This is a genomic window from Achromobacter sp. D7-1 (assembly GCF_059760445.1).
This window is the reverse complement of sequence record NZ_JCBAMT010000033.1, coordinates 16,118-39,323: the sequence shown is the minus strand read 5'-3', so window position 1 is coordinate 39,323 and position 23,206 is coordinate 16,118. Positions and strand designations below refer to the sequence as shown.

The following is a 23,206-nucleotide window of genomic DNA, read 5'->3' as shown; positions in this document are numbered from 1 at the left end:
GCACTGCGGGCGCCGACAGATGTTGAAGTCCGGGCAGGACATAGGGCCTTCTAAAAGGGGACGCACTCCGGGTGTTAACCTAGGCCCAATGAATCAGCACCACGTCGACCTCTCCAAAATTCCCGAGCCCGAAGACGCGCAACGCGCCTTCAAAGCCACGGATTCCCCCTGCGTGGCGGTCTGCTCCACCTTGTTTGACGACATCTGCCGCGGCTGCGGCCGCACGGCCATGGAAGTCGCCAACTGGGTCTTCATGACGGAAGAGGAAAAGCGCGAAGTCTGGGTGCGCATCACGGCGCAAGGGTATCCCCGCCGCAACAACTAGCACCCGGCCGCGCAGGCCGTCTTGGGCATGTCATATGGCGCGGGCTAAATCGCGCTATTGCCCACTTCCGGCTCCATCATGCGCATCGTCCTGGTCACGGATGCCTGGCATCCGCAAGTCAATGGCGTCGTCCGCACCTGGACGACCATGCAGCAGATCCTCGGCGAATGGGGCCACGAGCTGATCGTGGTGAACCCGCAAGGCAGCCGCACCGTGCCGGCGCCCTCCGAGCCGGACCTGCGGCTGTGTCTGCAGCCCGGCCGCCAATTGCGCCGCATCCTGGGCGATATCGTGCCCGACGCCCTGCACATCGCCACCGAAGGTCCGCTGGGCCTGGCGGCGCGCCGCATGGCGCTGGCGCGGGGTTGGCGTTTTACGACTTCGTTCCACACTATGTTCCCCGACTACTTGCAGGCGCGCATGGGCATTCCTGCTGCCTTGCCGTGGCGCTATCTGCGCTGGTTCCACCGGCCCTCGCAGCGGGTGCTGGTGCCCACCCCCACGGTGCGAGACGTGCTGGCGCGGCGCGGCCTGGCGAACTTGCAGATCTGGTCGCGCGGCGTGGACCCGCGCAAGTTCCAGCCGGGCGCCGACCAGGCCTTCCCCGATCTGTCCCGTCCCGTATTCCTGAGCGTGGGCCGCGTGGCGCGGGAAAAGAACCTGGACGCCTTCCTGTCGCTGGATCTGCCCGGCAGCAAGGTGGTGGTGGGCGCGGGGCCGGATGAGGCGCGGTTGAAGAAGCGTTTTCCCGGCGCTGTCTTCCTGGGCATGCGGCATGACGAAGCGCTGCCAGCGCTTTATGGATCCGCCGACGTCTTCGTGTTTCCCAGCCTGACGGACACCTTCGGCCTGGTCATGCTGGAGGCCATGGCCTGCGGCACGCCGGTGGCCGCCTTTCGCAGCGAGGCGCCGTTGGCGGTGGTGGCCCAGGGCGTCACCGGATTCCTGGACGAGGACCTGGCCCACGCCTGCCGCGCGGCCTTGTCGCTGGACCGGCACGCGGTGCGTGAACACGCGCTGACGCGCAGCTGGGACTCGGTTGCCTCGACCCTGCTGGCTGCACTGGTGCCCCTGGACGGGAGCGCCCGTGGCGTGGAACACGCGGAGGTATCGTGCGTGCCCGAAGGGGCCGCGCTGGCGAGGCGGCCCGGCGGCGAAATGCCCGCCAGGGAGCCAGGGGTTTGATCCCTGGCGCACGGTTCCCGGGTACAATCCTCGGCAATCCTGAGGAGCGTTGCGACGACCCTGCGGTTCCCGCCAGCTTGTACGGCTGCGGAACCAGGCTCGCCAGGCTCAGGAATCCTTGTTCAAGCGGCGCGCTTTGCGCGGCGCTACAGCAACGGCGCTCACCTTTGTCGCATATGGCGGGAAAGGCGAGCACTCGACCATCGTGGTGTCTTCGCGTTGTCCGGCCATATCGTGCGCCGTTCGTATTTCACGTGGAGCCTACACACCATGAATGCTGTGACCGATAAATCCTTCTCCGACTACCTCGTCGCCGACATGTCGCTGGCCGGCTGGGGCCGCCGCGAGCTCGCCATCGCCGAAACCGAAATGCCCGGCCTGATGGCCATCCGCGAGGAATTCGCCGCCAAGCAGCCGCTCAAGGGCGCGCGCATCGCCGGTAGCCTGCACATGACCATCCAGACCGGCGTGCTGATCGAAACGCTGGTGGCGCTGGGCGCCGAAGTGCGCTGGGCCTCGTGCAACATCTTCTCCACGCAGGACCACGCCGCCGCCGCCATCGCCGCGTCGGGCACGCCGGTCTTCGCCGTCAAGGGCGAGACCCTGGAAGAGTACTGGCAGTACACCCACAAGATCTTCGAATGGCCCAATGGCGAAAACGCCAACATGATCCTCGACGACGGCGGCGACGCCACCTTGATGCTGCACCTGGGCACCAAGGCTGAGAAGGACCTCTCGGTGCTGGCCAACCCGGGCAGCGACGAAGAGCGCATCCTGTTCGCCGCCATCAAGGAAACCCTCAAGCGCGATCCCAAGTGGTACTCGACCCGCCTGGCCCTGATCAAGGGCGTGACGGAAGAAACCACCACCGGCGTGCACCGCCTGTACCAGATGTCGCAGAAGGGCGAACTGGCCTTTGCCGCCATCAACGTCAACGACTCGGTCACCAAGTCCAAGTTCGACAACCTGTACGGCTGCCGCGAATCGCTGGTCGACGGCATCAAGCGCGCCACTGACGTGATGGTCGCCGGCAAGGTTGCCGTCGTGGCCGGCTACGGCGACGTGGGCAAGGGCTGCGCCCAGGCGCTGGTCGCGCTGCGCGCCCAGGTCTGGGTCACCGAAGTCGATCCGATCTGCGCCCTGCAGGCCGCCATGGAAGGCTTCAAGGTCGTGACCATGGAAGAGGCCGCCGCCCACGGCGACATCTTCGTCACGGCCACCGGCAACTACCACGTCATCACGCGTGAGCACATGAACGCCATGAAGGACCAGGCCATCGTGTGCAACATCGGCCACTTCGACAACGAGATCGACGTCGCCAGCCTGGCCGACTGCAAGTGGGAAGAAATCAAGCCGCAAGTCGACCACGTCATCTTCCCGGACGGCAAGCGCATCATCCTGCTGGCCCAGGGCCGCCTGGTGAACCTGGGTTGCGCCACCGGCCACCCCTCGTTCGTGATGTCGTCCTCGTTCGCCAACCAGACGATCGCCCAGATCGAGCTGTTCACGCGCAACGAAGCCTACACCTCGGGCCAGGTCTACGTGCTGCCCAAGCACCTGGACGAGAAGGTCGCCCGCCTGCACCTGAAGAAGCTGGGCGTGAAGCTCACGACCCTGCGCCAGGACCAGGCCGACTACATCAACGTGCCGGTGGCAGGCCCCTACAAGCCCGAGCACTACCGCTATTGATGGTTGTAGCAAAATAGGGAAGTGCCGCGCCACGTCGGCGCGGGCTTTCCGGCCTGCAGGATCCCTGCCGCGAACGTATCGCCGCGGTAGGGCCGGCAGGCTCACAACAGGAGATCGAACATGGCCTTGATACTCGTCTGGATCCTGAACGCGGTGGCCTTGCTGGCCGTTGCCTACCTGCTGCCCGGCATCACCGTGGCCAGCTTCGGATCGGCGCTCATCGCCGCGCTGGTGCTGGGCCTGGTCAACATGCTGGTCAAGCCGGTGCTGGTGCTGCTGACGCTGCCCATCACGATCGTCACTCTCGGTCTCTTCCTCATCGTCATCAACGCCTTGTTGTTCTGGTTCGTCGGCTCCGTGCTGAAGGGCTTCCAGGTCAACGGGTTCTGGTGGGCCGTGGGCGGTGCGATCCTGTACAGCATCATCTCTGGCTTGCTTACCAAACTGATCCCCTGATGTCTGACTCGACTACTCCCGCCTTCAGCCTGGAATTCTTTCCCCCGCGCGACCTGGCCGGCCAAGAGCGGCTGGTGCGCGCGGCCAAGCAGATGCTGGCCATCCAGCCCAAGTACGTCAGCGTGACCTTCGGCGCGGGTGGTTCCACGCGCGCCGGCACGGCGGACGCCGTGCGTACGCTGCGCAACCTGGGCTGCGAGGCGGCGCCGCACCTGTCGTGCGTCGGCGCCACGCGCCAGGACCTGCGGGACATTCTCCAGGCCTACAAGAACGACGGCGTGCGGCGCGTGGTGGCCCTGCGCGGCGACCTGCCCTCGGGCATGGGCGGCGATGCGGGCGAACTGCGCTACGCCAATGAGCTGGTGTCGTTCATCCGCGAGGAAACGGGCGACTGGTTCCACATCGAAGTGGCGGCCTATCCCGAAATGCACCCCCAGGCGGCCAGCCCCTCGGCCGACCTGGACCATTTCGTGAACAAGGTGAAAGCCGGCGCCGACGCGGCCATCACGCAGTACTTCTTCAACGCGGACGCCTATTTCGACTTTGTCGACCGGGCCCAGGCCAAGGGCGTGAACGTGCCCATCGTGCCGGGCATCATGCCCATCACGAACCACACGCAGCTGCTGCGCTTTTCGGAAATGTGCGGCGCGGAAGTGCCGCGCTGGATCCGCCTGCGCCTGGCCGAGTTCGGCGACGACAAGGCTTCCATCCGCGCCTTCGGCGTGGACGTGGTGACCGAGCTGTGCCAGACCCTGCTGGACAACGGCGCGCCGGGCGTGCATTTCTACACCTTGAACCACGCGGAAGCGCCGATGGCGGTGTGGAAGGAACTGTCGCTGCAGGCGTAGCGGCGGCGCGTTTGGCAACCGCCGTAACGGCCAAGCCCACCCGCAAGGGTGGGCTTTTCTTTGGGCGTGCGCTGGCCGCTTACTCCGGCTGGATGCCCGCCTGCCGGATCTGTTGGCCCCAAGCGTCGTATTGGGACCGCACGAACTGCTGCAGCGGTTCGCCCGTGGCCAGATCGGGCTCCATGCCCATGGCGCGCAGCTTTTCCTGGATCGCGGGCTCGCGCATCGTGGCCGTCAGTTGCTCGGACCACCACTGTGCGGCCTCGGGCGCCAGTCCGCCGGGGCCGGCCACGCCGATCCAGCCGGTCAGGTCCAGGCTGCCCATACCCAGTTCCTGGGCGGTGGGCACGGCCGGCAGGATGGTCGAACGCTTATTGGAAACGAGGGCCACGGCGTTCAGGTTCTTGGCGCGGATCTGGGGCAGCACGGCCCCCAGGTCGGCCGCCACGAAATCGATACGCCCTCCCAGCAGGTCGGTGATGGCTGCCGGTTGGCCCTTATAGGGCACGGCCAGCACGTCGGCGCCCGCAGCGCGGCTGAACGCCGCCGCGACGACCTGACCCGTGCCCGAGCCATAGCCGCTGGTCACCGAGTTTGGCTTCTCCTTGGCCGCCGCCACCAGCTGGCGCGCATCGCCATGCTGGCCGGCGGCGCGGGTGACGATGACCACGTCGAAGCGGACCACGCGTCCGACCTGGGTGAAGTCCTTCATGGCGTCGTAGCGCTGGAAGGCCTTGGACAGGTAAGGGCCGGACGAACTGGTGGCGCTGGAACTCGGCATCATGGTGTAGCCGTCGGGCGCGGCGCGCGCCACCGTGTCCACGCCCAGCACGCCCAGCGCGCCGGGCTTGTTCTCGACGATGATCTGCGCGCCGCTGCGGGCGCGGATATCGTCGACCACCACGCGCGAGACGTTGTCGATGGTGCTGCCGGCGGGAAAGCCGACCACGAAGTGTATAGGCTTGTCCGCCTGCGGGTAGCCGGGGGCCGCGCCTGCCAGGGACGGCAGGCACAGCGCGGCGGCGATCAGGGCGGATTGGATGTTGTTTTTCATGTCTGTCTCCTCGTGCTTGGAACCTGGGCTCAGGCGGCCCGGCCGGCCTGGACTTCCGCCAGGATTTCGGCTGTGTGTTCGCCCAGTCCGGGCGGGTGCCGCCGGATATCCGCCGGCGTGCGGCTGAAGCTGACTGGCAGGCCTGCCTGGATCAGGCGCCCTTCGGTGGGGTGCTCGGATTCATGCCAGAAGCCGGTGGCCCGCAGGTGCGGATCGGCCAGCAATTCCTCGAAGCCATTGACCGGCGCGTAGGGGATGTCGGCGCTCGCCAGCAGTTCGATCCATTGCGCGGTGGTGCGCGTGCCCAACACGCTTTCGACATAGCTGTACAGCTCGGGGAAATGCTTGCTGCGGCTGTTGAGCGTCAGGTAGCGCGGGTCCTGCGCCATCTCGGGGTTGCCGGCCAGCGCGAAGAAGCGCTGCCATTGCGGCGTGGTGTAAGGCACCACGCTCATGTAGCCGTCCTGGGTGCGGAAGGGGCGGCGGTACTCGTTGAGCAGGCGCGTGTAGCCCGCCGGCCCTTCGGGAGGCACGAAGGTCAGCCCGGCCAGATGTTCGGGCGCCAGGAAGGCCACCATGCATTCGAACATCGGCACTTCCACGGCCTGGCCGCCCGCGCCGCGTTCACGCGCCAACAGCGCGCTGGTCACGGCGTTGGCCACGTACAGCGCCACGACCTTGTCGGCGACCACGGAGTTGACATAGCGCGGCGCCTCGGCGCCCGCGCCGCCCTGCAGCCAAGCCATGCCGGACGCGGCCTGGATGGTGTCGTCGATGGCGGCGCGTCCCGCGTAGGGGCCTTGCTCCGAATAGCCGTAGCAGGCGCAATAGACCAGCTCGGGAAAGCGGGGCTGCAGCGTCGCGTAGTCCAGGCCCAGGCGGCGCATGGCTGGGGCGCGCATATTGGAGATGAAGACGTCGGCGCCGCCGATCAGCGCGTCCAGCTGCGCGCGGCCTTCGGCGGTCTTGGCATCGATCACCGCGCTGCGCTTGTTGCGGTTCAGATTCAGATGGGTATGGCTCATGGCGGCGTGGCGCTGAGGCGTGACGTGGCGGAACACGTCGCCCTCGGCGGATTCCACCTTGATCACGTCGGCGCCCATGTCGCCCAGCATCTGGGTGGCCATGGGTCCCATGCCGACGCTGGTCATGTCGATGACGCGTATGCCGTGCAGTGGTCCGGGCATGGTCAGTCCTCCCCCAGCAGGCGGCGCGCCAGGCGCAGGTGCGGACGGTCGATCATCTTGCCGTCCAGCCGCAAGGTCCCCGCGCCCGGGTTTGCGGCGAAGGCCGCGATCACCGCACGGGCCCACTGCAACTGGCCGTCGTTTGGACTCAGCGCGGCGTTGATGGCATCGATGTGGCGCGGATGGATCGCCATCTTGCCGACGAAACCGTCGCGAAACGCCTCGCCGGCCTCGGCCGCGAGCACATCGGGCGCGTCCAGATCGACGCAGACCGTGTCGATCGCACGCACGCTGGCGGCGGCGGCGGACATCAGGCACAGCGAGCGCGCCAGGCGGAAGGGCTCCGTGTAGCGGCCCGCGTCGCGGTTACGCAGCGCACCGACGTCGGCGGCCAGGTCTTCCGCGCCCCAGGACAGTCCCCACAGCCTGGGTGTGGCATCGCGGTAGTCGTGCAGCCCGAACAGGGATTGCGCGGTTTCGGTGACGATGGCGAGGATGCGGGTGGCGCCGGACGCCGTATTGGCGGCGGCCTCGAAAGCGTCCAGATAGTGCGACAGGTGCAGCAGGTCGGCACGGCCGGCGCACTTGGGCAGCACGATGCCGTAGGGGGCGGCAGGCATCACCGCGGCCAGGTCGGCCAGGGCGTCGCCGCTGTCGAGCGCGTTGATGCGTACCCACAGCTGCTTGGCCGGCGCGCCACGCTCCAGCATGGCGCGGACTTCCGCGCGCGCCGCTGGCTTCCGGTCCGGGGCGACGGAGTCTTCCAGGTCCAGGATCAGGGCATCGGCGGCGCTGGCGGATGCGTGATCGAATTTGCGCCCGGAATCGCCGGGTACGAACAACAGGGAGCGGGTCATCATGGTCCTCCTGGGCGGCGGCAGGCTCAGGCCGGACGCTTGCGCATCAGGGCCGAACGCTTGCACGTGGCCACCACCTCGTCGCGATGGTTCAGCGCGGTGTGCTCGAACTCGACGATGCCCGCGTTGGGGCGCGATTTGCTTTCGCGCACCGACAGCACGCGGGTGCGCACGTGCAGGGTGTCACCCGCGAAAACGGGCTTGGGGAAGTTCACGTCGGTCATGCCCAGGTTGGCCACGGTGGTGCCCAGGGTGGTGTCGTTGACCGTCATGCCGATCAGCAGGCCCAGCGTGAACAGGCTGTTGACCAGGGGCTTGCCGAACTCCGTCTGCGCCGCGAAGTGCGCGTCCAGGTGCAGCGGCTGCACGTTCATCGTCAGGGAGCTGAACAGCACGTTGTCCATTTCGGTCAGGGTGCGGGTCCAGGCATGTTCGAACGCCTGCCCGGGAGAAAACTGTTCGTAGTAGAGGCCAGCCATATTCTTTCCTTCGTGTGTGGAGCGCCGGGAGCGGCCCGGATTTCGAGAGCGCGCTGCCGGTAAATTCGACTCGCGTTCTTATTCTTGAACAAAAGTTTATAGATATGAACGAAACCGGGCAATGGTTTTTGCTTGGCGTAAACCCGCAGCAGTCATTTCGGCGGTGGCGGGCGCGGACGCGCGCCACCAACGCGGAGAGCGCGTGGCGTGGGGGCAGGAAAGGGGGGGCGGCCGTCCCATGTCAGGGACAGGGAGGAGGCCGGGGCTTGGAGTGTCCCTTTTTAGGGACTGGCCTTAGTAGGCAGGCGCGGCGGGCGCCGGGCTGTCCAGGCGTTGCGTGAGTTCGCGGCTGGCGGCAAGCAAGGTCTGGCCGATGCGGTCTGCCTTGGCGGCAGAGCGGTCCAGCGGCGCGCCGACGACCAGCGCCAGCACGGCGCCGTACAGCACCAGCGGCGCGGCAACCGACAGGGTGTCGGCCTGATGTTCCGCCAGGTTGACGTGCCAGCCGCGCCTGGCTTCGGTTTCGATCAGCTGCAGCAGCTGCTTGTGTGTCTTGACCGTCTTGCCGGTGTAGCGGTCCAGGGGCAGGCGCGTGGCCAGCGCTTCGCGCTCGGCGGGCGGCATGGCGCCCAGCAGCGCGCGTCCGGAGGCGGAGGCATGCAGCGGTTTCTGCTGGCCGACCCTGGCGGTGAAACGCACGATGCGCTCGGGTTCGGCCACGTCCAGGTAGACCACCTGGTCGCCGGACCGTTGGGCCAGGATCAGGGTCTCGTCCAGCTCGTCGCGCAGCGCTTCCAGCGTGGGCCGGATGCGCGTGGTCAGTTGATCATGCTCGGCGACCGTGCGGGCCTCGTTCAGCCAACGGCGGGTGAGGTAATAACGGCCCGCGGTCTGATGCGCGTAGCCGTCGCCTTCCAAGGTGTCCAGCAAGGCCAGGCAACTGGACTTGGGGATGCCCAGTCCGGCCGAGATCTGCGACAGCGTGGCCGGCGCCCGCGTCGCGGCGAAGAACTGCAGGATGTCCAGGACGCGCCTGGCGCTTTTTACGTCGTTCGTACTCATGCACGGGAATATATATTCATGAACGGGCAGCGGCAACCGCCGCTGTCCCTCCGTGCCGTCAGTCGGCGTACACCCCCGCCTTGCGGATGATGCCGCCCCATTTGTCGACCTCGGACTGCAGCCAGGTCTGCAGGCCCTGCGGCGTCTGCTTGGATTCCGGCACGATCTCGGCGCCCAGTTCCGCCATCTTCTGCGTGAAGGCCGGATCCTTAAGCGCGGCACGCAGTGCCTCGTTGAACTTGGCGATGGCCTCGGGCGGCGTGCCCTTGGGCGCGTAGACGCCATGCCAGACCTTGACCTCGAAGTCCTTCAGGCCGTTTTCCTGCAGGGTCGGCGCATCGGGCAGGGTCTTGATGCGGTCCAGCGTGGTGACGCCGTATAGCTTGACGCGTTCGGCCTTGATCTGCGGAATGGTCTGGGTGGTCTGGTCGCACAGCACGTCCACCTGGCCGCCCAGCAGCGCGGTCATGGCCGGCGCTGTGCCGGCGTAGGGCACGGTGGTGAACTGCACGCCCAGCGATTCCTGCAGCAGCATGCCGCAGAGCTGCGACACCGCGCCCAAGCCGGCGTTGGCCAGGTTGATCTTGTTGCCGTTTTCCTTGGCGTACTTGATGAAGTCCTTCATGCCATCCGCGGGCAGGTCCTTGCGGCCCAGCAGCGTCATCGGTACGTCGGCCACCTGTCCGACATAGGCGAAGTCCGTCAGCGGATTGAACGACAGCTTGCGGTACAGCGCCGGCGCGGTGGCCATGCCGTTGTGGTGGATCAGGAAGGTATAGCCGTCGGGCGCGGCGCGCGCCACGTGCTGCGACGCCAGCGTGCCGCCCGCGCCGGTGCGGTTCTCGATGATGATGCTCTGGCCCAGCGTCTTGGACATGGACGCGCCCAGGCTGCGCGCCACGACGTCGGTCGGCCCGCCCGCCGCGAACGGCACGACCAGCGAAATGGGATGGTTGGGGTAGGCGCCTTGTGCGCCGGCGTTGCCAGAGACCAGGCAGGACAGGGCCAGCACGGGCCAGGCCGCGCGCTTGAGCGCGCGCGCGTAGATGGGGGGCATGTCTCGCTCCTTGTGGTGTTGTCGAGGCCCCCAAGGCAAAGCATGACGGCCGGACACCAGTGTGGCGCGCCCACGCCCGGATGAGAATTCGCGGTTCCGCAAGCCGGGCTTCGGTTGCTGGAAAGGAGGGTTTACGCGGAAGGGCGATCATCCATGTGCAAAAGCCCACCGCAACAAAGCTGTTGCCCGTGGGCTTTCGATAACGGAAGGTGAACAGTGCCCCTAGTTCGCCTGATCCTTGCCCGGATCTTCTGCCAGCACCTGTGGCGCGGCATAGCTTGCCGCGGGCACGTCCACCGGCTCTGCGCGCAGCGGCTGGTGCACGCGGCTGGGGGGCACCAGCGAATCCGGTGAGTCGGGCTGGGTCCACAGCGGGTCCGGGATCTCGGCGAAGACCTGGCGCAGGCGTTCGCCCCAGGTGCCGCGGATCATGCGGAAGTACTCGTTGTGCTCGTCGATGCTGGCGAAGTGCGTGACGCGCAGCGAGTGCGTGTCGTAGACCAGCAGGTCCAGCGGCAGGCCCACCGAGATGTTCGAGCGCAGCGTGGAATCCATGGAGATCAGGGCGCACTTGGCCGCTTCGTCCAGCGAGGTGTCGGGACGCAGCACGCGGTCCAGGATGGGCTTGCCGTACTTGGCTTCGCCGATCTGGAAGTACGGGCACTCCTGGCCGGCTTCGATGAAGTTGCCGGCCGAATACACCTGGAACAGGCGGCAGCGCTCGGTGCCGATCTGGCCGCCGAAGATCAGGTTGACGTTGAAGTCCACGCCCTGCTCGCGCAGGGCGGGGGCTTCGCGGTGATAGACGTCGCGCACCGCGGCGCCGACGCGGCGGGTGGCCTCGAACATGTCGGGCGCGTTCCAGACGGTTTCGCCGCCTTCGTCATGCTGGCGCGCCAGCGCGTTCAGCACGGCCTGGCTGACCGCCAGGTTGCCGGAGCTCATCAGCACCATTACGCGGTCGCCCGGACGTTCGAATACGGTCATCTTGCGGAAGACGCTGATCTGGTCGACTCCGGCATTGGTGCGGGAGTCGGCCAGGAAAACCAGGCCGGAATCAAGGCGGGCGGCGACGCAGTAGGTCATGATCTGAAATTGGGAAAACCACGCCGCATTGTATTGCGGCGCGGCCGGCGGGATGTTACTGCTGGGCGCTGGTCTGGACCTGCACGCTGACCTCCATGGATTCCTGGCCGCCGCCGCTGCGCACGCCGCGCACCGGCGAGGCCGAGTCGTAGTCCCGCGCCACCGCCAGCCGACAGTGGCAGTCGGAGGCGAACTGACGGTTGGTGATGTCCACGCTGGTCCAGCCCACGTCGGGCAGCCAGACGTCGGCCCAGGCGTGGCTGGCCGCGTGCTCGGCGGTGGTGTACAGGTAGCCGCTGACATACCGGGCCGGCACGCCCAGGCCACGCACGCAGGCCAGGAAGAGGTGGGCATGGTCCTGGCAGACGCCGTGGCCCATGGCCAGCACCTGGTTGGCGGCGGTGGTGACATCGGTGGTGCCGGGTTCGTAGGCGACGCGGTCGCTGACCGCGGTGGCCAGGGCCAGGATGTCGTCGGGCGTGTTCAGGCCGCTGGGCAACACGCCACGCGCGAAGGCCATGACGGTGTCGTCGGCCTGGGTCAGCGGCGTCTGCACGCAATAGGCGTGCACCGGCAGGCGGCTGTCCTCGCTGCCCAGCAGGCCGCGTTCCAGCGGCGCCACCAGCACCTGTCCGACCACGCGCAGTTCGATGTCGCTGTGCGGCTGGTTGAGCGTCAGCGTGTGCGTGATGTTGCCGTAGGCGTCCACCTGCTTGTCCAGCGCGCCGGGCGCTTCGATGTGCCAGCGCAGCACGCGCTGGTGCTCGTCGTCGCGCGGGGTCAGGCGCAGGGTCTGGATGCTGTAGGTGACCGGCGCGGTGTAGCGGTAGTGCGTGAGGTGGGTGATGATCTGTTTCATTCCGGTCTCCCTAGGCGGACAGCGGCACCAGGAAGTCCTGGCTGATGCGGTTGCCCAGATCGTTGATGCGGTCCAGGAAGCGCTCCAGGTACTGGTGCAGGCCGCTGTCCAGGATGTCTTCGACGCGCCCGTATTGCAGTTCCGCGCACAGCATGCCGGCGCGCCTCTCGGTTTCGGTCGAGCGCTGGTTGGAGACGCGCGCCAGGTCGTCGGCCACCGCGCGCATCGAGGCCAGTAGCGAGCGCGGCATGTCGCCGTGCAGGATCAGCAGCTCCGCCACGCGGTCAGGGGTGATGACGTCGCGATATACCTTGCGGTAGATCTCCAGCCCCGATACCGAGCTGAGCAGCGCCGACCAGCGGTAGAACTCGCTTTGCAGCGCCGCCGCGCCGGCGGGCTCCGTTCGGCCGTCCTGGCCATTGGCGCTGCGTTCGTGGAACTTCACGTCCAGCATGCGCGCGGTGCTGTCGGCGCGTTCCAGATGCATGCCGATGCGCAGGAAGTACAGGGCCTCGTCCTCCAGCATGGTGCCGATGGTGACGCCGCGCGCCAGGTGCGAACGGAACTTCACCCATTCGAAGAACTCGCCCGGGTTGCGCTCCAGCAGGCCGGTATGCAGATGCTTCAGCAGTTCCAGCCAGGTGGTGTTGTAGGTTTCCCAGACTTCGGTGGTGAGGCTGCCGCGCACGGCGCGCGCGTTCTCGCGGGCGGCGCGCATGCAGGCATAGATGGACGAGGGGTTCTCGGGATCGCGCACCATGTACTGCAGCACGTCGTGCGGCGAGATGGAGGCGTACTTGCTCTGGTACAGGCCCTGCAGCTCGGAGATGCGCAGCACCGCCAGCCACGAGCCTTCGCGCGTCTGCGCGTCCTGCGGCAGCAGCGACATCTGCAGGTTCACGTCCAGCATGCGGGCGGTGTTCTCGGCGCGCTCGGTATAGCGGCACATCCAGAACAGATTGTCTGCGGTTCGGCTCAGCATGTTCAGTCCTCCTCCAGCACCCAGGTGTCCTTGGTGCCGCCGCCCTGGCTGCTGTTGACCACCAGCGAACCCTCGATCAGGGCCACGCGGCACAGGCCGCCCGGCACGGTGCGGATGTCCTTGCCGCACAGCACGTAGGGGCGTAGGTCCACGTGACGCGGCGCCACGCCAGATTCCACGTAGGTCGGCACGGTGGACAGCGCCAGCGTGGGCTGGGCGATGTAGTTGGCGGGATTGGCGCGCACCCGTTCCTTGAACGCGTCGACCTCGGCGCGCGAGGCCGACGGCCCCACCAGCATGCCGTAGCCGCCCGAACCGTGGACTTCCTTCACCACCAGTTCGTGCATGTGGGCCAGCACGTGCGACAGTTCGTCCGGCCGGTTGCAGCGCCAGGTCGGGACATTGGACAGTATCGGTTCCTCGGCCAGATAGAAGCGGATCATGTCCGGCACGTACAGGTAAGTGGACTTGTCGTCGGCGATGCCGGTGCCGATGGCATTGGCCAGCGTGACGCGGCCGGCGCGGTACACCGACAGCAGGCCGGGCACGCCCAGCGCGGAATCGGCGCGGAACGACAGCGGGTCGAGGAAGTCGTCATCCAGGCGGCGGTAGATCACGTCCACCTTGCGGGGTCCCTGCGTGGTGCGCATGTAGACGGTGTTCTGCTCGACGAACAGGTCCTGGCCTTCCACCAGTTCCACGCCCATCTGCTGCGCCAGGAAGGCGTGCTCGAAGTAGGCCGAGTTGTACATGCCTGGCGTCAGCACCACCACGGTGGGATCGTCGCCGCCGTGCGGCGCCACTTCGCGCAGGTTGTCCAGCAGCAGGTCGGGGTAATGCGCCACCGGTTCCACCTTGATGCGGCTGAAGGCGTCCGGCATCAGCCGCATCGACATCTTGCGGTTCTCCAGCATGTAGGACACGCCGGACGGCACGCGCAGATTGTCTTCCAGCACATAGAACTCGCCCGCGCCGGCGCGCACGATGTCCACGCCGGCGATGTGGCAGTAGATGTCCTCGGCCACGTCCACGTCCTGCATTTCGGGGCGGTATTGGGCGTTGAGGAAAACCTGTTCGGCAGGCACGACGCCGGCCCGCACAATGTCGTGCCCGTGATAGATGTCGTGGATGAACATGTTGAGCGCGCGCACCCGCTGTTTCAGGCCAGCTTCCAGCAGGCGCCATTCGTCGGCCGGGATGATGCGCGGGATCAGGTCGAAGGGGATGAGCCGTTCGGTGCCGGCCGCGTCGCCCGCCACCGAGAACGTGATGCCCACCCGGCGAAAGCTCAGGTCCGCTTCCAGGCGGCGCGCGGCCATGGCCTGCGCGGACTGCTCATCGTGCCAGCGCTCGAAAGCCTGGCAATGGGAGCGTATGCCGCCGGCGCTGTCGCGCATTTCGTCATAGGCGGCGGGACGGGCTGATCTGTCCTTCATGGCTCCTCCGGTACAGGTGCTGGCCGCCGCGCTCGCGCGCGACAACCGCCCGGCCGATGTCCGGCCGGTTGCAAAGGATTAAGCAACACGCGTGCCAGCCTGGCTGGCACGCGCGGGGCGCGCCCCTGGGGACCAATATCCTCCGAAGGGCGTTGCGGCGCCATCGCCGCGGCGGCTGAGGCCAGGGATGGCGCAAGCGCCAGGCGCGGACTGGCCGGGGCTGGCGGGTGGAACGGGGTCAGTCGGGCTGGCGCGGAAAAGCTGGGCCAGGGGGAACGGATGGGGCAGCGCGGTGGCGCCGCCGAGACGGGCCGCGCAAGGTGCGCGACGTGCTGCGTAATAGGGCCGGGGACGTGGCCGGCCTCGCAGGCTATGTTAGGTCATGCACCGTTTTGGTGCAAGCTGGCGGGCCTAAGCTGGTGCGTCAGTTCATGCGGAAGCTGTGCAGGGTGGTGCCGCCCGTGCCGCCTTGTTCCAGCGGCGCCTGGGGCACCCAGCCGTCCTGGGTCAGCACCGCGTCCAGCGGGAAGTCGTGCGCGGCGGGTTCATGGCCGGCGTCCAGTTCGCCGCAGCTCCAGGCGATGCCGATGGCGATGAACGGGTGGCCGCGGTCGCGTAGCGCGGCCAGGGTGCGGTCGTAATAGCCGCCGCCGTAGCCCAGGCGGTCGCCCTGTTCGGTGTAGCCCAGAGTAGGCACCAGCACCACGTCCGGCAGCAGTTCGGGGCCTGCGACCGGTTCCTGGATGCCGTAGGGGCCGGCGCGCAATTCGGCGTCCGGCGTCCAGGGCAGGAAGGCCAGCGGGGCGTTGCGTTCGCGCACCACGGGCAGCGCCACCGCCACGCCGTTCTCGACCCATTGTTCAAGCAGGGGGCGCAGGTCGGGCTCGTCGGCCATGGGCCAGAAGGCGGCCACGGTGGCAGGCGCGGGGCGGCCGGCGCGCACGGCTTCGTCGCGCGCCACGTTCAGCCAGGTGAACAAGCGGGCGCGCATGAGCAGGCCGCCGCGGCTACGCTGGTCTTCCGGCAGTTCGGCGCGCAGTTTTCGCAATCGCGCGCGTAGCTGTACTGCGGTATCCTCTGGAGTATTTTGCGTAGTCATGCGGTGGCTGTAAGAGGGATGGACAAATGATGGCGAACGTGCGGGCGAAAGTGCGGACGAAAATGCGGATTGCCGGCATGCTGGCGTACGGCAAGGCCAGTGTATGAGGGACAGGGCATGACACAGACTCTGCAATCCGGACGGTATCAGAAAACCGCGCGGAAATCCGGGCCCGCCGCCACATCCGAAGCTGCTCCCGGCCTGCGCCGTTGGCTGCCGCTGCTGGCGCTGTTCACCGCGGCCTGTGCGCCGGTGGATGCGCAACAGCGCAGTGCGTCCGTCAAGACCCAGCCCGAGCCCGCCGTGCAGGCGGCGCAACCCGCCATTTCCGTGCCGCCGGCCGTGCTGGCGGGTCTGCCGCCCACTTCCCAGACGCCCGCGTTGGCCGCCGTGGTTGCGGCGCGCGAAGCCATGAACCGCAAGCAGTGGTCCGTGCTGGGCGCGCTGGTGCCGCAGGCCAAGCCGGACCCGCTGGGCATGTACCCCGAATACTGGCTGCTGCGCTATCAGCTGTGGACCCCGCCCGCCACGGGCCGGCCCACCGCCGACCTGCAGAAATTCATCAGCGGCAATTCCGACGCCTACCTGGCCGACCGCTTGCGCGGCGACTGGCTGCTGGCCGCCGCCCGCAGCGGCGACTTCGAAACCGTGCGCAAGCTCGCGCCCGTCAAGAACAGCAATGCGCAGATCGAGTGCGCCATCCTCGATGCCAAACACATGACCGGGCAGCGCGTTAACGCGGCGCAGGCCGCGGCCGTGTTCGCGCCGGGCGGCGCCTGCTGGGCGCTGTACGACCAGTTGGTCGCTGACAGCATCATGGGCTGGGAACAACTGGAACCCCAGCTGCGTGACGCCATCGAAGCCAACAAGACGGCCGACGCGCGCAAATTCGCTCAGTACATGTTCGAGCCGGGCGACCTGAAAACCTATGACCTGCTCATGAAGGATCCCATGAAGTGGCTGACGCGCCAGAGCCGTCAGCCCGTGGGCCGCAACGAGAAGGAGCTGGTGACCATCGCCTTGGCGCGCCTGGCGCGCTCCGATGTCAGCGTGGCCGATTCCTACCTGCGCCGCGAATGGGGCAAGTCCGGGGATTGGTCCAAGTCCATGGCCAAGTCGAACCTGGCCTGGGTCCGCGGCCAATACGCGCTGGTTGCCGCGCTGAATCTCGACAGCCGCGCCGACGACTGGTACCACGAGGCCGGCCACATCCGCATGACGGAGTACAACGCTGCCTGGAAGGTGCGCGCCGCCTTGCGCCAGCCCAAGATCGACTGGAAGTGGGTGATGGAATCCATCGACCAGATGCCGGCCTCGCAGCAGGCCGACTCGTCCTGGATCTACTGGAAAGCTCGCGGCCAGGCCGCGCGCGGCAACAAGGAACAGGCCGCCACCGCCTACGCCAGCATCGCCGACCGCTTCGACTTCTACGGCCAACTTGCCGCCGAGGAACTGGGCCGCCGCATCACCGTGCCGCCGCGTCCCGCGCCCATCAGCGACCAGGAAATCACCGAGGCCCGCGCCAATCCCGGCCTGCGCCGCGCGATCCAGCTCTTCCGCCTGGGCTGGCGCGCCGAAGCCGTGCCGGAATGGAACTTCACGCTGCGCGGCATGAGCGACCGCCAACTGATGGCCGCCGCCGAACTGGCGCGTGCCGAGAACATCTACGACCGCGTGGTCAACACCTCCGACCGCACGGAAAAAGAGTTCGATTTCAGCCAGCGCTTCATCGCGCCGTTCGAAGGCCGCGTCACCGCCAAGGCCAACGCCATCGCGCTGGACCCGGCCTGGGTCTACGGCCTGATCCGCCAGGAATCGCGCTTCATCATGGACGCGCGTTCGCACGTGGGCGCATCCGGCCTGATGCAACTGATGCCGGCCACCGCCAAGTGGGTCGCGGGCAAGATCGGCATGAGCAACTTCACGCCCGACAGCGTCAACGACTTCGACACCAATACCGAACTTGGCACCAATTATCTGAACATGGTGCTGCGCGACCTGAACGGTTCGCAGATGCTGGCCAGCGCGGGCTACAACGCCGGCCCGCGCCGTCCGCACAACTGGCGCTCGACCTTCACGCATCCGGTGGAAGGCGCCATCTTCGCCGAGACCATCCCGTTCAACGAAACGCGCACCTACGTGAAGAACGTGATGTCCAACTCGGTGTATTACGCGGCCATGTTCACCGGCCAGTCCCAGTCCCTCAAGGAACGCCTGGGCAACATCGTGCCGCTGGGCGCGGAAAGCACCTCGATTCCATGACGCGGGATCCGGCCACCGACGGCCTGCAGGTCTATATCGTGGGCGGAGCGGTGCGCGATGCGCTGCTCGGCCTGCCGCCCGGCGACCACGACTGGGTCGTGGTCGGCGCCACGCCCGAGGACATGGCGCGGCGCGGCTTCGTGCCGGTAGGCGGCGATTTCCCCGTTTTCCTGCATCCACGCAGCAAAGAGGAATACGCGCTGGCGCGCACCGAACGCAAATCGGGGCGGGGCTACAAGGGCTTCACCTTCTACACCGGCGCCGACGTCACGCTGGAAGAGGACCTGCGCCGCCGTGACCTGACCGTCAACGCCATCGCGCAGACGCAGGACGGCGAACTGGTCGATCCCCTGGGCGGCGCGGCGGACGTGCGCGACCGCATCTTCCGCCACGTCGGCGAGGCCTTCGAAGAGGATCCGGTGCGCATCCTGCGGCTGGCCCGCTTCGCGGCGCGCTTTGGCGATTTTTCCGTGGCGCCCGAAACCATCGAACTGTGCCGCCGCATGGTCGAGGCCGGCGAGGCCGATGCGCTGGTGGCCGAGCGGGTCTGGAAGGAATTGTCGCGCGGCCTGATGGCGGCGGCGCCGTCGCGCATGCTGGGCATCCTCCAGCAATGCGGGGCGCTGGCGCGCGTGATGCCCGAGCTGCAAGGTGTGGACCAGACCGCGGCGGATGTGGACCGCGCGGCCGCACAAGACCTATCGCTGCCGGGCCGCTACGCCTTGCTGTGCCGGCTGACGCCAGAACGCGACGCCATGGGCCGCCGCCTGCGCGTGCCTACCGAATGCAATGATTACGCGCGGCTGCTGCCGGAAGTGCTGGCGGGGCTGGATGCCGCGGAGCAGGGCGCGGACCCTGCCGATGCGCAGTTGGGGCTGATGGAGCGTGCCGACGCGCTGCGCAAGCCGGAACGCTTTGTCGATCTGCTGGATACGGCCGCGGTGCTGCGTGCCGTGGACCGCCCGGCTTGGCTGTCGCGCGTGGCGGCCGTGCGCGGCGTGGATGCCGGGGTCATCGCCCGCGCCTGCGCCGGAGATCCCGCGCGTATCAAGGAACAGGTCCGAGCAGCGCGTCTGGAGCGCCTGCGGGCGCAGTGATTCCGCGACCGATTTGAAAGAAGGGGCGCTGCGCGCCCTTACAGCTTGCTCAGCCGGTCGCCGCGCGAGAACCCCGCCAAGGGTTCGGTGATGCCGCGCCCCACCGCCAGCACCTTGAACAGTTCGCCCATTTCCGATTCGGACAAGAGCTTCTGCACGGGCGCTACCGCCTGCGCGTATTGCTGCACGTCGCTCGGATCCAGTTGCGCCAGCAGATCCATCAGCCCCGCGTTCATCAGGAAGCGGGCCTGGGAGGTGTAGCCCAGGACCTGCAGGCCGGCTTCGAGCGCGGCGTCTGCCATGGCGGTGAAATCGACGTGGGCGGTAATGTCCTGCAGGCCCGGCGCGGTGAAAGGATCGCCATGGGCGTGATGCCGCAGATGGCACATGAGCGTGCCGCCCGCGCGCTGCGGATGGTAGTACTCGCTGCGCGGAAAGCCGTAGTCCACCAGCAGCGCCGCGCCGCGCTCCAGCCAGCCGCCCATGGCGGCGATCCAGGCTTCGCCTTGCAGGTTGATCTCGGATACGTAGCCGGGCAGGGCCGGCATGCGGGCGGCGACGGCGGCCGCCAGTGCCGGGGGCGCGGGGCGGTCCTCCCATACGAAGTCTTGCGAGGCATCCACCGCCACGCCGCGTTCCAGTACTTCGCCGGCCTCGCTCCAGTGGAAGATCGACACCGGCATCGCGTCCAGGACTTCGTTGGCCAGCACGCAGCCAGCGAAGCTCTGGGGCAGCGCGTCCAGCCATTGCACGCGGTCGCCGAACGCCGCCAGCCTTTCGGCCTGGCGCGCGCGCAGGTCAGCCGAGACTTCCAGGATCACGTAGCGGGTCTGGGCGAGGCCCATCGCATCCAGTTCGCGCAGCACGCCTTCGGCCAGCGCGCCGGTGCCGGCGCCGAATTCCAGCACGGTCTCGGTCTGCGTCTGGCGCAGCACCTGGGCGGCTTGGCGCGCCAGCGTGCGGGCGAACAGCGGGCTCAGTTGGGGCGCCGTGACGAAGTCGCCGGCTGGGGCGCGGACGTCGCCGTCGGCGTCAGCCAGTTTGACGTTGCCGGCCGCGTAGTAGCCCAGCCCGGGCGCGTACAGCGCTTGCGCCATCCAGTGGTCGAACGACAGCCAGCCGCCATGGGCGGCGATCGTGGCGCGCAGGTGCGCGGCGGCGGCGGCGCTGTGTTCCTGGGCGGCGGGGGCAAGGGCGGGCAGGTTGGCGGGAGCGGATCGTTGCATGGTCGGGTGGTGCGTGGACAAGCAGTCATTTTCCCAAAAAACAAACCCCGCGACAGGCGCGGGGTTTGTGGTGGGCTCAAGCGGGGCGATTAGCCGCGGCGATCAGCCGGCTTGGCGAAGCGCTTGGCGGGGCCGCCGGGGCGCTTGTCGAACGTGGGTTTGCCACGGAAACCGCCTTCGGGGCGGTCGCCGCCGCGGAAGCCGCCTTCACGCTGGGGACGGTCGCCGAAGCTGGGACGGTCGCCAAAGCTCGGACGATCGCTGAAGCTGGGGCGCGAGTCACGGTCGCCGCCGCGGAAACCACCTTCACGCGGGCCGCGCTCGTTGAACGGGCGGGCATCGCGCTGGGGGCGGTCGCCATAGCTGGGACGATCGCCGAAGCTGGGACGCGAATCGCGGTCGCCGCCGCGGAAGCCGCCCTCGCGCTGGGGACGGTCACCGAAGGGACGGTTGCCCTGGTAGCCGCCTTCGCGCTGCGGACGGTCGCCGAAGCTGGGGCGATCGCTGAAGGAACGGGCCGGGCGGTCGCCGAACGGACGATTGCCTTGGTAGCCGCCTTCACGCGGGGCGCCGTCGCGATTGCCCTGGTAACCGCCTTCACGCGGCTTGAACTCGCCACGCGGGCCGCCGAAGGAACGGCCCTCGCGGTTGCCCTGGTAGCCGCCGCCGGGGCGCTTGCCGAAAGGCTTGCCGCCGCGCGGGCCGGCGCCGCCAGCCGAGGGGCGCGGGGTGCGCTTGGGTTCCAGGCCGGCGATGACTTCAGGGGTGATCGATTGGCCGATGTAGTGCTCGATGCGACGGACCTTGTGGCGCTCGGAGTGCGTGGCCAGCGTGAAGGCCAGGCCGCTGCGGCCGGCGCGGCCGGTACGGCCGATACGGTGCACGTAGTCTTCGGCCTGCATCGGCAGGTCGAAGTTGACGGCGTGGCTGATGCCTTGCACGTCGATGCCGCGAGCGGCCACGTCGGTGGCGACCAGGATGCGCAACTGGCCGCGTTGCAGTTGCGACAGCGTGCGGGTGCGCTGGCGCTGGTTCATGTCGCCGTGCAGGGCGGCGGCGGCAAAGCCTTGGTCGGCCAGGCGGTCGGCCAGGTCGTCGGCGCCGCGCTTGGTCGACGTGAAGACGATGGCCTGGTCCAGCGCGGCGTCGCGCAGCACGTGGTCCAGCAATTGCATCTTGTGGCTGGCATCGTCCGCGTACAGCAGGCTTTGCGTGATGTTGGTGTGCTTTTCCTTGGCGCCGGCCATTTCGATGCGCTGCGGATCGCGCATCATGCGCGCCGCCAGCTTGGCGATGGTGCCGTCCAGCGTGGCCGAGAACAGCAGCGTCTGACGGTCTTCCGGCAGGCGGCCGACGATGGTCTCGATGTCTTCGATGAAGCCCATGTCCAGCATGCGGTCGGCTTCGTCCAGCACCAGCGTGTGCACGGTGTTCAGCTTGACGCGGCCCGAGTTCAGGTGATCGATCAGGCGGCCGGGGGTGGCGACCAGCACGTCCACGCGGCGCGACAGCGCCTTCAGCTGCGCGCCGTAGGGCATGCCGCCCACGACGGTGGCGGTGCGCAGGTCGGCCAGTTTGCGGCCGTAGGTGGCGGTGGCGTCGGTGACTTGCAGGGCCAGTTCGCGGGTCGGGGTCAGCACCAGCACTTGCACGCCGACGCCCTTGTTGGCGGGCATCTGGGCGATGCGGTGCAGGGCCGGCAGCATGAAGGCCGCGGTCTTGCCGCTACCCGTCTGCGAGGACACCATCAAGTCGTGGCCGGCCAGCGCTTGGGGAATGGCGGAGGCTTGGACCGGGGTGGGGGTGGAGAAGCCAGCTTCTTGGACGGCCGACAACAGAGCGGGCGCAAGACCCAGGGTTTCGAAAGACATTACTTTCCCTTGCCGCAATCAATGCGACGCAGTGCTTGGTCGGGCCAGGGGATTAGGCGGCCGGATCCAGGCGACGGTTGATGGAGCATCGTGCCGACCGGATCAACCATGCGCGTGGCGCGTTCTCTAGTACTGAGTGGAACGCAGGGCGAAAGGAAAGGGGTCAGGAATCGATGATAGTTCGGCATGGGGCCGGGGCTGTTACCCGGCAGACTGCGAAAACTTCCGCTAAATCAAGGCGGTAAATGCCGAACTCGTTTTGTGCAGTGCGGCGATCATAACCCGAATTCGCCCTGCATGGGAATTATTTTTTTGTCCAGCCCCCAATCAATAGGGTTTTTCCCTTGGTTGGTCAGCCACTGATTGGTCGCCAGGAAATGGCCGCAGCCCAGGAAGGGTACGGGGGGCCTTCTGGCGGAAAGCGGCGAAGGATGGTTGGACATCAAGACCAGGTGGCCGCTGTTGTCCGGGAGCAACGCCCGCTTGGCTTGGGCATGAGCGCCCCAGAGCATGAAAACCTTCGGGGAGGGATCTCTGGCGACCAGGGCGATCAACGCATCCGTCACCGTTTCCCAGCCGCGCTTGGCATGGGACGCAGGCTGTCCGTCTTCCACGGTCAGCGCGGTATTCAGCAGCAGCACGCCCTGATCGGCCCAGTCGCTCAGGTCGTTGCCGGCAGGAACGCTGCTGCCTGGATACTCCTGGGCGATCTCATTGAAGATGTTGCGCAGGCTGGGCGGCCGCTTGCAGTCGTCCGGCACCGAGAAGGCCAGCCCCTGGGCCTGACCGGGGCCGTGGTACGGGTCCTGTCCCAGGATCACCACGCGCACGTCCGACGGCGCCAGGCCGTGCAGGGCGCGGAAGGGCGTCGCGGGATAGATGGTCGCGCCTTCGCTCAGGCGCTTTTCCACGTGAGCGGTCACGGCGGCCAGCGCGTCGGCGACGGCGCCAGGTGTAAAGGCGGCGGCCCAGGCGTCGGGTAGTTGCGCGGTCTGGGTACCAAGGGCGTCAGGGACGAGGCGATTATCGGTAGGCATGGGCGCGATTTTGGCACAGAGGGTGAGGTGGCCCGTCTCGTGGACATGCTGT

The 23,206-nt window shown here is 67.6% G+C and carries 21 protein-coding genes and 1 riboswitch; of the genes, 7 read left to right on the top strand and 14 right to left on the bottom strand.

Annotated features, from left to right (window positions below; genetic code table 11):
- Positions 1–88: 88 nt before the first annotated feature.
- The 5 genes from AC6LKD_RS16015 (at position 89) to metF (ending at position 4,503) form a co-directional block, all read left to right on the top strand.
- Positions 89–325 (top strand): DUF1289 domain-containing protein, encoded by a 237-nt coding sequence (locus AC6LKD_RS16015; protein ID WP_013396815.1) that lies wholly within the window; start codon positions 89–91, stop codon positions 323–325.
- A gap of 78 nt (positions 326–403) precedes the next feature.
- The gene (locus AC6LKD_RS16010) at positions 404–1,510 is read left to right on the top strand and encodes a glycosyltransferase family 4 protein (RefSeq protein WP_498116764.1); all 1,107 of its coding nucleotides are present in this window, start codon (positions 404–406) and stop codon (positions 1,508–1,510) included.
- 35 nt (positions 1,511–1,545) lie between these two features.
- Positions 1,546–1,680: riboswitch (S-adenosyl-L-homocysteine riboswitch) on the top strand.
- A gap of 100 nt (positions 1,681–1,780) precedes the next feature.
- Positions 1,781–3,199, top strand: a complete 1,419-nt coding sequence (ahcY, locus tag AC6LKD_RS16005) for an adenosylhomocysteinase (protein ID WP_013396813.1) — start codon at positions 1,781–1,783, stop codon at positions 3,197–3,199.
- Between the two features lie 120 nt (positions 3,200–3,319).
- Positions 3,320–3,655 carry a phage holin family protein gene (locus tag AC6LKD_RS16000; protein WP_006389784.1) on the top strand — a complete coding sequence of 112 codons (336 nt, stop codon included), beginning with the start codon at positions 3,320–3,322 and terminating at the stop codon, positions 3,653–3,655.
- Positions 3,655–4,503, top strand: coding sequence for a methylenetetrahydrofolate reductase [NAD(P)H] (gene metF / locus AC6LKD_RS15995; protein WP_013396812.1), 849 nt, complete (start codon positions 3,655–3,657; stop codon positions 4,501–4,503). Before AC6LKD_RS16000 ends, metF begins: the two co-directional genes overlap by 1 nt.
- A gap of 79 nt (positions 4,504–4,582) precedes the next feature.
- Here metF and AC6LKD_RS15990 read toward each other — a convergent pair whose 3' ends face one another.
- From AC6LKD_RS15990 to AC6LKD_RS15940, 11 genes are all read right to left on the bottom strand, one after another.
- Positions 4,583–5,557: a Bug family tripartite tricarboxylate transporter substrate binding protein gene (locus AC6LKD_RS15990; protein WP_013396811.1), complete on the bottom strand. Its 975-nt coding sequence runs from the start codon at positions 5,555–5,557 to the stop codon at positions 4,583–4,585.
- Positions 5,558–5,586: 29 nt separating this feature from the next.
- Positions 5,587–6,744: a CaiB/BaiF CoA transferase family protein gene (locus AC6LKD_RS15985; protein WP_013396810.1), complete on the bottom strand. Its 1,158-nt coding sequence runs from the start codon at positions 6,742–6,744 to the stop codon at positions 5,587–5,589.
- A 2-nt stretch (positions 6,745–6,746) separates the two neighbouring features.
- Positions 6,747–7,604, bottom strand: a complete 858-nt coding sequence (locus tag AC6LKD_RS15980; protein ID WP_498116763.1) for an HpcH/HpaI aldolase/citrate lyase family protein — start codon at positions 7,602–7,604, stop codon at positions 6,747–6,749.
- Between the two features lie 23 nt (positions 7,605–7,627).
- Complete coding sequence (locus tag AC6LKD_RS15975; protein ID WP_042796041.1) at positions 7,628–8,080, bottom strand: MaoC family dehydratase; 453 nt, start codon at positions 8,078–8,080, stop codon at positions 7,628–7,630.
- 294 nt (positions 8,081–8,374) lie between these two features.
- Positions 8,375–9,142, bottom strand: a complete 768-nt coding sequence (locus AC6LKD_RS15970) for an IclR family transcriptional regulator (RefSeq protein WP_013396807.1) — start codon at positions 9,140–9,142, stop codon at positions 8,375–8,377.
- A 58-nt stretch (positions 9,143–9,200) separates the two neighbouring features.
- Positions 9,201–10,199, bottom strand: coding sequence for a tripartite tricarboxylate transporter substrate-binding protein (locus AC6LKD_RS15965; RefSeq protein ID WP_013396806.1), 999 nt, complete (start codon positions 10,197–10,199; stop codon positions 9,201–9,203).
- 222 nt (positions 10,200–10,421) lie between these two features.
- Complete coding sequence (locus tag AC6LKD_RS15960) at positions 10,422–11,285, bottom strand: proteasome-type protease (protein WP_013396805.1); 864 nt, start codon at positions 11,283–11,285, stop codon at positions 10,422–10,424.
- A gap of 55 nt (positions 11,286–11,340) precedes the next feature.
- Positions 11,341–12,144, bottom strand: coding sequence for a transglutaminase family protein (locus tag AC6LKD_RS15955; RefSeq protein ID WP_498116762.1), 804 nt, complete (start codon positions 12,142–12,144; stop codon positions 11,341–11,343).
- Between the two features lie 10 nt (positions 12,145–12,154).
- Complete coding sequence (locus tag AC6LKD_RS15950) at positions 12,155–13,126, bottom strand: alpha-E domain-containing protein (protein ID WP_013396803.1); 972 nt, start codon at positions 13,124–13,126, stop codon at positions 12,155–12,157.
- 2 nt (positions 13,127–13,128) lie between these two features.
- The gene (locus AC6LKD_RS15945; RefSeq protein WP_498116761.1) at positions 13,129–14,562 is read right to left on the bottom strand and encodes a circularly permuted type 2 ATP-grasp protein; all 1,434 of its coding nucleotides are present in this window, start codon (positions 14,560–14,562) and stop codon (positions 13,129–13,131) included.
- Between the two features lie 424 nt (positions 14,563–14,986).
- Entirely contained in the window at positions 14,987–15,661 is a 675-nt protein-coding gene (locus tag AC6LKD_RS15940; RefSeq protein WP_492273936.1) for a 5-formyltetrahydrofolate cyclo-ligase, read from the bottom strand.
- 117 nt (positions 15,662–15,778) lie between these two features.
- Here AC6LKD_RS15940 and AC6LKD_RS15935 point away from each other — a divergent pair, with 117 nt between their 5' ends.
- Entirely contained in the window at positions 15,779–17,923 is a 2,145-nt protein-coding gene (locus AC6LKD_RS15935) for a lytic transglycosylase domain-containing protein (protein ID WP_013396800.1), read from the top strand.
- On the top strand, positions 17,920–19,020 hold the full coding sequence (locus tag AC6LKD_RS15930; RefSeq protein ID WP_013396799.1) for a tRNA nucleotidyltransferase/poly(A) polymerase-related protein: 1,101 nt from the start codon (positions 17,920–17,922) through the stop codon (positions 19,018–19,020). Before AC6LKD_RS15935 ends, AC6LKD_RS15930 begins: the two co-directional genes overlap by 4 nt.
- A gap of 38 nt (positions 19,021–19,058) precedes the next feature.
- Here the strand turns inward: AC6LKD_RS15930 and AC6LKD_RS15925 are convergent, their stop codons facing one another.
- From AC6LKD_RS15925 to AC6LKD_RS15915, 3 genes are all read right to left on the bottom strand, one after another.
- On the bottom strand, positions 19,059–20,246 hold the full coding sequence (locus tag AC6LKD_RS15925; RefSeq protein WP_498116760.1) for a class I SAM-dependent methyltransferase: 1,188 nt from the start codon (positions 20,244–20,246) through the stop codon (positions 19,059–19,061).
- 89 nt (positions 20,247–20,335) lie between these two features.
- A complete protein-coding gene (locus AC6LKD_RS15920) occupies positions 20,336–22,117 on the bottom strand; it encodes a DEAD/DEAH box helicase (RefSeq protein ID WP_498116759.1) in 1,782 nt (593 codons plus the stop codon).
- Between the two features lie 275 nt (positions 22,118–22,392).
- Complete coding sequence (locus AC6LKD_RS15915; protein WP_498116758.1) at positions 22,393–23,154, bottom strand: uracil-DNA glycosylase; 762 nt, start codon at positions 23,152–23,154, stop codon at positions 22,393–22,395.
- Between the last annotated feature and the right edge of the window lie 52 nt (positions 23,155–23,206).